We start from the raw sequence: 11,454 nt of genomic DNA, 5'->3' as shown, positions 1-11,454 counted from the left end.
TGCACGCTCAGGCGGTCACCGTGGAGAGCGTCGGCAGCGGGAAGACGAGCTTGCCGCCGCCTTCCAGGTAGGCCTGCTCGCGCTCGACGAACCCGTCGCGGTGGATCCAGGGCAGGACGAGCAGTTGGTCGGGGCGGCGGGACTTGGCCTCCTGCTCGGAGACGATCGGAATCCCGGTGCCGGGGGTGAAGCGGCCGGCCTTCTCCTCGCTGACCTCGCCGATGCAGGGCAGGTCCGCGGGCGTGATGCCGCAGTACTGCAGGGTCACGTTGCCCTTGGTCGACGCGCCGTACCCGCAGGTGAGCAGGCCGGCCGCGCGGGAGTCGGCCAGGAACCCGCGCAGATCGTCGCGCTGTTGGCGCACCCTGCGGGCGAACGCCTCGTAGGGCGCCATGGTGTCCAGGCGCGCGGCGGCCTCGCGCTCGCGCAGCGCGACCAGGGAGCCTTCGTCGCGCGGGTGACGACCCGGGTTCTTGGCGAGGGTCACATAGAGGCTGCCGCCGTAGACGTCGGTGACCTCGGCCCGCAGGACGGTGAAGCCCACCTTCTCGGCCATCCACTCGATCTGCTGGAACCCGTAGTACTCCAGGTGCTCGTGGCACACCACGTCATACGCGTTGGCGTCGAGCATGGACGGCATGTAGCTCTGCTCGGTCATCCAGATGCCGTCCTCGTCGAGGATCGCGTGGATGTCCTGCATGAACTGCAGCGGGTCCGGGATGTCGTAGAACATGCCGGTCGTCGTGACGACCTTGGCGCGCTGCCGGCCGTACCGCGCGGTGAAGGCCTCGGCGGTGAAGAACTCGGCGATCAGTTCGGCGGGCGGGTAGTGGTCGCGGAACTTCTCGCCCGAGGGGTCGATGCCGACCAGGCGCAGCCCCTCGACGGGATACTGGTGCAGCAGCGTGCCGTCGTTGCTGCCGATGTCGACGACCACGTCCCCCGGCTCCAGGCCGGTCAGTTCGGCGGCCGCGACGGCCTTGCCCCGCAGGTGGTTGATCATGAACGGCCGGATGCCCGGGCGGTATCCGTAGCCGTCGCCGTACATCAGGTCGAGATCCGGGGTGTGCCGCAGCTGCAGGAGGCCGCAGCCGGCGGGCGAGCACTTGACCAGCTCCAGCGGGACCGCGGGCACCTTCTCGTCGAGGCTCTTGGGGAAGACGCAGGTCAAAGCCTGCTCGCCCAGGTCGAGGACCGGAAGCAGTTCGTGATTGCCGCAGACGCGGCACTGCGTGATGACCATCTTCTGCCCGTTTCTCAGTCGGTGGTGACCGTGGCGAGGAGGTATCCGTAGGAGCGCGGGACCCGCACCCCGTCCACCATCCGCTCGAACTCCTCGGGGCCGGTCATGGGAATGACGTCGTCCTTGCGCGCCAGCAGATCGGCGGCCAGCTTCTCCCGCACCGGCTGCGGGGCGATGGTGTTGGCCGTGATGTCGGTGAACTCCCGGACGACGAGTCCGGCCCGTTCGATGACGGCGCGGTACTCCGCCATCTCCGGGGTGGTGATGATGTCCTGGAACGTCAGCTCGGTGTCGGGCTGGCTGAACATGTCGGCGAGGACGAGGGTCGAGCCCGGGCGCAGTACGCGCTTGATCTCGCGCAGGACCTTCTCCTTGTCCGGCATGTGGATCAGCGACTCGAAGGCCCAGGCGCCGTCGAAGGAGGCGTCGGGGAAGGGGAGTTCCGCCGCGTCGGCGTGCCGGAAGCTCACGCGTTCGGCCAGGCCGTGCTCGCCGGCCCGCTCGCTCGCGCGACCGACCTGGAACGAGCTGATGGAGACGCCGACGACCTCGACGTCGGCCGACCGGGCGAGCCGGAAGGCCGGCTCCCCGACACCGCAGCCCACGTCCAGGATGCGCCGGCCCGGCTGCGGGGCCAGCCGCGCGATCAGCTGGTCGGTCAGCTGGTCGGTGGCCGTCTCGATGCCGGCTTCGTCGGAGTCGTCGTACCAGTAGCCGACGTGGAGGTTGTCGCCCCAGATGTCCCTGAACACCTCGGTGAAGTTGTCGTAGAACTCGACGACCTTGTCCTCGACCTTGCCCTCGGCCTTGCCCTCGTCGGCCTGTGCTCCGGAAGTCATACGGTCCGTCCCTTCGTTTCTTGGTCGCGGTGGTGCAGAACCGGGCGGTGGGCCGTCACTGGGCCCAGGCCTCGGGTGCCGGGCCGCCCCGGCCGACCGGCGGGAATATCCGGTCGAGTTCGGCGAGTTCCGCCTCGCCGAGGCAGAGGCGGGTGGCGCGCAGCGCCGAGTCGAGGTGCTCGACGGTGCGTGGCCCGATGACGGCGCCGGTGACGCCGGGCCGGGACAGCACCCAGGACAGGCCGACCTCCGCGGGATGCCGGCCGATACGTCGGCAGAACGCCTCGTACTCCTCGATGGCGGGGCGCAGCGCGGGCAGCAGCGTCTGGGCCCGGCCCTGGGCGGACTTGACGGCGGTGCCGGAGCGCAGCTTGTCCAGTACGCCGCTGAGGAGGCCGCCGTGCAGCGGGGACCAGGCGACGGTCGCGAGGCCGTGGTGGCGTGCGGCCGGCAGGACCTCCAGTTCGGCGTGGCGGACCGCCAGGTTGTACAGGCACTGCTCGGATGCCAGGCCGAGCGAGTTGCGGCGCCGGGCGCTCGCCTGGGCCTCGCTGATGTGCCATCCGGCGAAGTTGGAGGAGCCGACGTAGCAGACCTTCCCGCTCGCCACCAGGCGGTCCATGGCCTGCCACACCTCGTCCCACGGCGCTGCGCGGTCGATGCGGTGCATCTGGTAGAGGTCGATGCACTCCACGCCCAGGCGGCGCAGGGACTCCTCGCAGGCGGCGACGATGTGACGGGCGGACAGGCCGCCGTCGTTGACCCGGTCGCTCATCTCCCCGCCGACCTTGGTCGCGAGTACCACCTTGTCCCGGCGTCCGCCGCCCTGGGCGAGCCAGCGCCCGACGAGTTCCTCGGTGTGTCCCTTGTGCACCCGCCATCCGTAGATGTCGGCGGTGTCCACGCAGTTGATCCCGCGGTCCAGGGCCTCGTCCATCAGGCGCAGGGCGTCGTCGTCCTCGACCCGGCCGCTGAAGTTGACGGTGCCGAGCCACAGCCGGCTCACCCGGGTGGCGAGACGTCCGAGCCGCACGTACGGGTCGGGGGCTTCGCTGTCGGTCACGGCTGGTTCCCCTGACAAGGCCTGGTGTCCGGACACGGTCACCCCTGCCGGCCGGGCCGGTCGGCCTGGACGGTCGCGCCGAGCCGGATCCGGTCCGACGAGGAACCGATGAGGACACGGCGCTCGCCGCCGGCGAGCTTCCAGGCACCGGCCGATGTGTCCCAGTACTGCAGGGCGCGTTCGGCCACGTGGATGCGCACACGCCGGGACTCTCCCGGCTTCAGCTCCACCTTCTGGTAGCCGGCCAGGGCCTTGTCCGCCTGGTCGAGGCTCAGCCGCGGGCTGGGGCCGAGGTAGACCTGCACGATGTCGCTGCCCGGCCTGTCGCCGGTGTTGCGCACCGTCACGTCGACGTCGAGGCCGTCCGACGTGCGGGTGACGGCCTGGTCCGCGTACGCGAACGACGTGTAGGACAGGCCGGAGCCGAACGGGAAGAGCGGCTTGACGCCCTGGTGGTCGTACCACCGGTAGCCGGTGTAGATGCCTTCGGAGTAGTGCACCACGCCGTTGACGCCTGGGTAGCGCTCGGGGTCGCCGGCGACCGGGGTGGCCTGCTCTGAGGCGGGGAAGGTCTGGGTGAGCCGGCCGCCCGGCTCGGCGTCGCCGAACAGCAGGTCGGCGGTGGCCTCCGCCCCGGCCTGCCCGGGGTACCACATGTCGAGGACCGCCCGGGTCCCCGCGAGCCAGGGCATCGTGATGGACGATCCGGTGTTCAGGACGACGACCGTACGGGGGTTGACGGCCGTGACGGCCTTGATCAGCTCTTCCTGACGGCCGGGCAGGGACAGGGAGGTCCGGTCGCTGCCCTCGGCGCCGTCGTCGTAGGCGAAGACCACGGCCACCTTGGCCCCGCGCGCGGCGGCGACGGCCTTGTCGATCGCTTCCTGGGCCTTGGCCGGGGTCACCCAGCTCAGGTCCAGCGTCATCGGCTGGTCGACGACCGCCCCGCCACTGATCTTGACGGTGTGTGTGCCGGCGGTCAGCTTCAGCGGGACGCTGGTGAGTTTGCCGAACACCTCGCCGATGCTGACGGGTTCGCCGTTGTCGATCTGGATGGCTCCGTTGCCGCCGGTGACGCGGGCCGCGATGCGGTAGAGGCCGGCCTTGTCCACGGTCAGCTTGCCGTCGTAGACGACGCCGCTCTTGGCGGGCTGCAGGACCGTGCCGCCGGTGAAGGCCGGCTGGAAGGAGGACGCCGGGATCGGCTCGCCCTCGATGTCCTCGCCCTCGGCGTAGGAGACGTGCGCGCCGGCGCCCAGCTTCTTGGTGATGGCGTCAAGCGGGGCGGTGGCCCTGTCGGGGACGATGTAGGAGCTGCCGAGGCCCGTCACCTTGGGGGTCTTGGCCGTCGGGCCGATCACCGCGAGGCTGTCCGTGGCGGCCGCGTCGAGCGGCAGCATCCGGTTCTGGTTGCGCAGCAGCACGGCACCGGACTCGGCCACCTTCTCGGCGACCCGGGTGCCGCCCGCGACATCACGCTGGGGCCGCGGCGGCTTGTTCTTGTCCAGCAGGCCGAAACGGTCCATCTGGCCGACGATCCGGCTCACCGACCGGTCGAGCACCGCCATGGGGACAGTGCCGTCCGTGACGGCCTTCTTGAGCGTGTCGCCGAAGTACTTGCCCCCCGGGACCTCGCCGCCGGGCGGAATGGCCTCGGTCGTGTCGATGCCCAGTTCCTGGTCGAGCCCCTTGGTGATGGCGTCCGTGCTGTGCGTGGCCAGCCAGTCGGAGGTGACCCAGCCCTGGAAGTTGAGCTGCTCGCGGAGGATGTCGTTCAGCAACTGCCCGCTGCCGCAGGCGGGTTCGCCGTTGACCTCAGGGTAGGCGCACATCACCGAGGCGGCTCCGGCCTTGACGGCGGCCTCGAAGCCGGGAAGCTCCGTCTCGTGGAGGGTGCGGTCGTCCACCTTGACGTCCACACCCATGCGGTTGTTCTCCTGGGTGTTGGCGGCGTAGTGCTTGACCGTCGCCATCAGGCCCTGGCTCTGGATGCCCTTGATCTCGGCGGCCGCGGTGCGTCCTGTGACGAGCGGGTCCTCGGCGAACGTCTCGAAGTTCCGCCCGCCCTGCGGCACCCGGATGTCGTTCACCATCGGGGCGAAGAGCACGTCCATGCCGAACGCGCGGCCCTCGCGGCCGAGCACCTGTCCGTACTTCTCGGCGAGTCCGTCGTCGAAGGACGAGGCGAGGCTGACGGGGGCGGGCATCGCCAGCGACGGCCGGTGGATCGTCACACCGGCGGGCCCGTCGCTGGCGCGCATCTCCGGAATGCCCAGACGGGGTACGCCCCGCAGATAGACCTTGGCGGTCGGGTCCGTCGTGCTGTAGTCCCAGTGCACGAACGAGAGTTTCTCGTCCAGCGTCATCTGCGCGACGAGACGGTCGGCTCTGCTTTCTTCACGACCGGAGGACTCGGGGGCGGCACCCAGGTTCAGCAGCGCCAGAACCGTCAAGAATACGGAGGGCACCCATATTCGTCGTTTCATTATCCTCTTCCCGGCAGGTGGTGTCTCCGTAGCCAAGAATTCCGGCGCAAAGACGCCATAATACGGCTGTGCTTTCCGAAGCAGCGCGAGCTCAATATCAACAGCGACCCTAACAAGATCACCAGCCGCCTCACAAGGCGGCTCGATCCGAACTCGACCTCCGCACTAGGTAGTTACGAGGAGGTCGTGACCGGTGACCGATCCGCTGCATTCCCGCGATTTATCTCTGTCATTTCGCGTACTCGGCGTCATTTCGCACGCTCGGCTGTCATCTTCTCCAGCACGCCGACGATTTCGGTCGGCGTCGGCTCGGCCAGGATCTCGTCCCGTACTTTCGCCGCGCCCACGCGAAATGCCGGATCCTCCAGGACACGCAGGACGCTTTCCCGGAACCGATCGGCCGTCAGTTCCCCGAGCGGCAGCGACAGACCCATACCGCTGTCCACCGTCGCCTGAGCCCGCAGGTCCGTGTCCCATCCGACGGGGAACACGATCTGGGGCACGCCGTGGATCGCCGCGGTGTGCCAGGTGCCCGGCCCGCCGTGGTGGGCGACCGCGTCGCAGGTGGGCAGCAGGGCGTGCATCGGGACGAAGTCGGCCGTGCGGACGTTGTCGGGGACGCGCGAGACCGATTCCAGCTGATGGGCGTCGAGCGTGGCGACGAACTCGGCGTCGATGTCGGCGACGGCGTCCAGCATCTCGTCGGTGGTGACGACCTCCACCCCGCTGTCGCGTCCCGACACACCCAGCGTGAGGCACACCCGGCGCCTGGCGGGCGGCTCGTGCAGCCAGTCCGGCACGACGGAGGGGCCGTTGTAGTCGACATAGCGCATGCCCACGGTCGGCACGCCCAGGTCGAGGCGCATGCTGGCCGGTACGGGGTCGATGGTCCACTGCCCGACGGCCATCTCCTCGTCGAAGCCCGGCTCCGGCGCCACCCCGTGCCGGCTCAGGTTCCAGTCGATCCACTCCGCGAAGGGGTCCTCCCGATGCTCCGGCTCCTGCCGGTCGCGCCGGTCCAGGAAGGCGCGGCGGGCCTTCGTGGCGACGTCCGGGCCCCACAGCAGCCGGGCGTGGGCCGCTCCGGTCACCTTGGCCGCGATCGGGGCGGCGAAGGTCAGCGGTTCCCAGATCAGCAGGTCGGGCTGCCAGGCGCGGCAGAAGTCGACCATCCCGTCGATCAGTGAGTCGGGGGTCATCAGCCCGTACAGGTTGGGCGTGAGGGCGGTCTGCATCCCCAGCACGTGATCCCAGGTCGCGCTCCCCAGCGCGGCGTCGGTGAAGTCCAGCGACCGCACGTACTTGATCATGTCTTCGCCGACCGCGCTCATGTGTCCGACGAGGTCGACGTCCTCGCCCACGGGCACAGCCGTCAGGCCGGCGGCAGTGGTGATCTCGGTCAACCCCGGTGACCCGACGACCCGGACCTCGTGCCCGGCCGCCTTGCAGGCCCACGCGAGCGGGACAAGAGGGTAGAAGTGGGTCTTGCTCGTCATGGAGGAGAAGACGATACGCATGGCAGTCCTTAGCTCTCGACCGGGCACCGGCTGATGCCCCGCAGTACGGGCGAACGGCGGCGGTGGACCACGGGGCCCGCCGGCGCCATGCCGGGCAGCGTCCCGGCGAGGGCGCGCAGGGCCGCGACCGCGTGCCGGGCGGCGAACTCGTCCAGGCCGTCCCGGCAGCCGCGGCCCGACGTCAGGGCCGGTGGTGCGTCCGCGCGGTCCACGTCGAACCGGTCGGGCGCGGCGAACACCTCCGGGTCGCGGTTGGCCGCCGCGAGAGCCACGACCACCTCGTCGCCCTCCGCGACCGTGGTGCCGTGGACCGTCTGCCCGGCGGTGGCCCGGAGGCTGACGAGATGGATCGGGGGCGCGGTGCGCCGGGTCTCCGCCACGATGCGCTCCGCCAGGGACGGGTCGTCGGCCAGCCGGCCGGCCAGGCCCGGGGTGCGCAGGGTGGCGAGCACGGCGTTGCACACCGTGTTGGCCGCCATCTCGCAGCCGGCGCCCGCCAAGGCACCCTCGTCGCCCGCCAGTTCGCGCAGAGCCTCCAGCGCGGCCAGGGTCTCCTCGGTCACGGCCAGCAGCTGCGGGGTCAGCCGGGCGTCCAGCGCCGTGGCGCTCGAGCGCAGCAGGGCGGCGAGACGGTGCGTGTCCTCGCCCCTCGCTCCGAGGCGCGCGCTCACGCCGCGGACCGGGACCTCGCGCGCGAGGTCGCGCATCAGGTCCCAGCGCGTTCCTGTCCGGGGCAGCGAGGCGCGGTATTCCCCGACCAGTTCGTCCGCGGTCGGAAGCTGCGGGCCGACGGGCGCCCGGACGTCCAGGAACGGCTGGGCCCAGTCCTCGGCCGCCTCCCGCGGGGCCCGGGTGAACCCGGGGCCGTCCAGCACCTGGGCGGCGGCGCCGTACCGGGTCACGACCCAGGCCCCCGAGCGGCTGCGGAAGAGCGTGGGAGAGGCCGAGCGGATCTGCTCGTACCAGCGGCCCGGTTCGTCGTCCTGCCCGCACAGGAGCATCGCGTACGGGTCGCCGTTCACGCCGAACGCCCAGTACCAGCCTCGGGCCATCTGGAGCCGGCTGCCGAGCCGGCGTCGATCTGTGATTGTCATGCTCTGTTCCCTGTCCATGTGTGGATGCGGTCGGCGACGGCTTCGGCGTGCTCCTGCACCATCGAGAAGTGGTGGCCCGGCACGTCCACGCACGTGTGCGGGAACGGCCACGTGGACCGCCAGGACTCGCCGTCCGGCCACTGCCCCAGCGGCTCGGAGGCCCGGACCAGCAGGGTCGGTACGGCGAGGTCACGCGGCCGCCATGCGCGGGTGAAGCGGTGGTACGCGCCCAGGGCGGTGAGCCGGGTGTCGTCCACCCGCACCCCGTCGCGGCCGAACATGGTGTCGGTCAGCTCCGCGAGCCAGTTCTGCACCGCCTGCTGCTGCCCGGGCGGATAGACGTCGATCAGGACGATGCCCTGCGGCGGGCGGCCGCGGTCGGCGAGTTCGGTGCCCAGGGCGTACGCCATCATGGCGCCCGCGGAGTGGCCGACGAGCACGTACGGCCCGTCCGCGGACTTGAGGACGGCGTCCGCCTGGACGCCGAGTACCGCCGCGAGCGACGCGGGCAGCCGCTCGCCCGGCTCGTAGCCCGGCTGCGGCAGCGCGGACACCGGCATCCGGCCCTTCAGCGCCGCGGCCAGCCGGAGGAACTCGTGCGGCCCCGCCACCGGCGCCGTACCGGCGCAGCAGATCACGCGGACCTCGCCCGGCCCGGCGGCCAGCTCCACGAGTTCGACCGGGGCGGCCAGGTCCTCGGGTGCCTCGAAGTGGTCCCGGTGGTCGGACAGTTCGCCGAGCAGCTCCAGATAGTCGTCGAAGCGTCCCTGCCGCACGGACCGCTCGTAGAGGGTGCGCAGCATGCCGCCGTCGGCGGCGGCCGGGGCGTGCGGTGTCCCGGACATGAGCAGGGGCCGCAGATGAGCCGCGACGTCGGTGACGCAGGGGTGGTCGAACACCAGGGTTGTGGCCAGGGACAGACCGGTGGCGTCCTGCAGCCGGTTGCGCAGCCCCACCGCCGTCAGGGAGTCGAAACCCAGCTCGGTGAAGGGCTGGCGCAGTCCCACCGCGTCCGGGTCGGGGTGCCCGAGCACGGCGGCCACCTGCGCGCGGATCCAGTCGGCGAGTGTCGCCTCGGCCTCGTCCTCGGGCAGGCCGGACAGCCGTTCGGACCAGGCGGGGCCGTGTCCGGGCCCGTCGTGTGCCGCCGCGTCCGGCGTCTGCCGCACGGCGTCGGGCAGGCCCTCGATCAGCGGGCGCGGCCGGGCGGCGGTGAAGCCGACGGCGAACCGGTTCCAGTCGACGTCGGCGATCGAGACGCAGACGTCCTGCTGGTCCAGGGCCTGCTGGAGAGCCCGTACCGCCTTGTCGGGAGCCATCGGGCGCACCCCGCGCCGGATCAGGCCGGGCAGGTCGGCGTCGGCCATGCCGCCGTCGGCCCAGGCCCCCCAGGCGACGCTGGTCGCGGCCTTTCCCTCGGCCCGGCGCCGGTGCGCCAGTGCGTCGAGGTAGGCGTTGCCCGCGGCGTAGGCGCCGAGCAGACCGCTGCCGTAGACCCCCGCGTTGGAGGAGAAGAGCACGAACGTCTGCGCGTCGGGGCAGAGTTCGTCCAGCAGCCGGGCGCCGACCGTCTTCACCCGGGTCACGTGGGCCAGGCCGTCGGGGTCGAGGTCGGCGAGGGCCCGTCCGTCGGGGACGCCGGCCAGGTGCATCACCGTACGGATCCGCTCCCCCTGCCGACGCAGCCCCTCGACCAGTTCCGTCAGCCGGGCGCGGTCGGTGACGTCGCAGGCGGCGAAGGTCACCCGGGCGCCCAGGGCGGTCAGCTCCCGGGCCAGCTCCGCGTCCTGCGGCGTCCCGCCGCCTGACCTGCCGACCAGCACCAGATGGTCCGTCCCGGTGCGGGCGAGATGGCGGGCCACATGGCCGCCGAGAACGCCGGTGCCGCCGGTGACCAACGCCGTGCCGGCCGGCCGCCAGGAGGCCCTGCCGGGGGCGAGCGGGGCCCTGACGAGCCGTCGGACGTGGCAGCCGGTCTCGCGCAGCGCGAGCTGGTCCTCGTCCCCCGCGTTCCTCAGGCAGGCGGTGAACCGGTCGAGGACGGACGGGGTGAGCTGCCCGGGCAGGTCGATGAGGCCGCCCCAGCGCTCGGGAGCCTCCAGGCCCATCACCCGTCCCATGCCCCAGACCATGGCCTGCGCCGGATCGGCCGTGCCGTCCGGTCCGAGGGCCACGGCCCCGCACGTCACCAGCCACAGGGGCGCGTCGACGCCTGCGTCGCCGAGCGCCTGATGGAGGGCGAGGCCGGCGCCGACGGCCCGCAGTTCGTCACCCGGACCGTCCGCCTCGGCCGCCAGGGCCAGCAGGGAGATCACCGCGGTGACGTCGGGGGCCGACTCCCGCAGCGCCCTCGCGAGCCCCTCGCGTCCGGCCGCGCCGGCGTCGGTCGTGAGCCGCAGCACGGTGGCGCCGGCCTCCTCGACCGCACGGACCAGGGCGTCCTCCCGCGGGCCGGTGCCGGAGCCGACCACCAGGTACTTCCCGAGGAGCGGTCCCGTGGCCGGGGAGAGGGGCTGCCACTCGATGCGGTAGCGCCAGTCGCCCACCCGGTCGGGGACCTCGGGCGCCAGCCAGTACCGCTGGTGCTCGAAGGGGTAGTTGGGCAGGTGCGCGGGCGGACGGTCCGCGAAGACGGCCCGCCAGTCGACGGACACACCGCCCGCGTGGGCGCGGGCGAGTTCGCGGACGAAGTGGCGCTCGCCCTCGTCCCGGTGGAGACTGCCCAGCACCAGCACCTCGCTCCCGAAGCGCTCGGCGCACTCCTGGACGCTGGTCGTGAGCACGGGGTGCGGGCTGACCTCGACGAAGGTGTCGTAGCCGTCGGCGAGCGCGGCGCCGATCGCCTCGTCGAAGCGGACCTGGGAGCGCAGGTTGTCGTACCAGTACGCGGCGTCCATGACGCCGGTGTCGCAGCGTTCGCCGCGCAGTGTGGAGTACAGCGGCGTCCCGGACGGGCGCGGGGTCACGCCGGCCAGGTCGGTGAGGACGCGTCGGCGGACCCGCTCCATGTGGGGCGAGTGCGAGGCGTAGTCCACGGGGATGCGCCGGGCCCGGATCCCGTCGGCGGCGCAGCGCTCCTCGAACGCGGTCAGCGCCTCGGGGTCACCGGCCACCACCACCGACGCCGGGGAGTTGACCGCGGCGACGCTGATGCGCCCCGGCCAGTCGGCGATCCGTTCCCGCGCCCGCTCCTCGGGCAGCGAGACGGAGGT

The 11,454-nt window shown here is 71.9% G+C and carries 7 protein-coding genes; all 7 read right to left on the bottom strand.

Annotated features, from left to right (window positions below):
• Window positions 1-7: 7 nt before the first annotated feature.
• A complete protein-coding gene (locus tag AQI95_RS42885; protein ID WP_067136774.1) occupies window positions 8-1,243 on the bottom strand; it encodes a class I SAM-dependent methyltransferase in 1,236 nt (411 codons plus the stop codon).
• 14 nt (window positions 1,244-1,257) lie between these two features.
• Complete coding sequence (locus tag AQI95_RS42880; RefSeq protein ID WP_067136772.1) at window positions 1,258-2,082, bottom strand: SAM-dependent methyltransferase; 825 nt, start codon at window positions 2,080-2,082, stop codon at window positions 1,258-1,260.
• Window positions 2,083-2,137: 55 nt separating this feature from the next.
• On the bottom strand, window positions 2,138-3,145 hold the full coding sequence (locus AQI95_RS42875) for an aldo/keto reductase (RefSeq protein WP_067136770.1): 1,008 nt from the start codon (window positions 3,143-3,145) through the stop codon (window positions 2,138-2,140).
• 38 nt (window positions 3,146-3,183) lie between these two features.
• Window positions 3,184-5,598: a glycoside hydrolase family 3 C-terminal domain-containing protein gene (locus AQI95_RS42870; protein ID WP_244189093.1), complete on the bottom strand. Its 2,415-nt coding sequence runs from the start codon at window positions 5,596-5,598 to the stop codon at window positions 3,184-3,186.
• Between the two features lie 281 nt (window positions 5,599-5,879).
• A complete protein-coding gene (locus AQI95_RS42865) occupies window positions 5,880-7,148 on the bottom strand; it encodes an activator-dependent family glycosyltransferase (RefSeq protein WP_067136766.1) in 1,269 nt (422 codons plus the stop codon).
• Between the two features lie 8 nt (window positions 7,149-7,156).
• Window positions 7,157-8,242 carry a cytochrome P450 family protein gene (locus AQI95_RS42860; RefSeq protein ID WP_067136765.1) on the bottom strand — a complete coding sequence of 362 codons (1,086 nt, stop codon included), beginning with the start codon at window positions 8,240-8,242 and terminating at the stop codon, window positions 7,157-7,159.
• Window positions 8,239-11,454, bottom strand: a 3,216-nt coding sequence (locus AQI95_RS42855) for a type I polyketide synthase (protein ID WP_159056731.1), incomplete at its 5' end; no start/stop codon positions are given. The genes AQI95_RS42860 and AQI95_RS42855, both read right to left, overlap by 4 nt.

Source organism: Streptomyces yokosukanensis, from assembly GCF_001514035.1.
GTDB classification, from domain to species: Bacteria; Actinomycetota; Actinomycetes; order Streptomycetales; family Streptomycetaceae; genus Streptomyces; species Streptomyces yokosukanensis.
The sequence above is the reverse complement of the archived record's forward strand: the minus strand, read 5'-3'. Positions and strand labels throughout refer to the sequence as shown.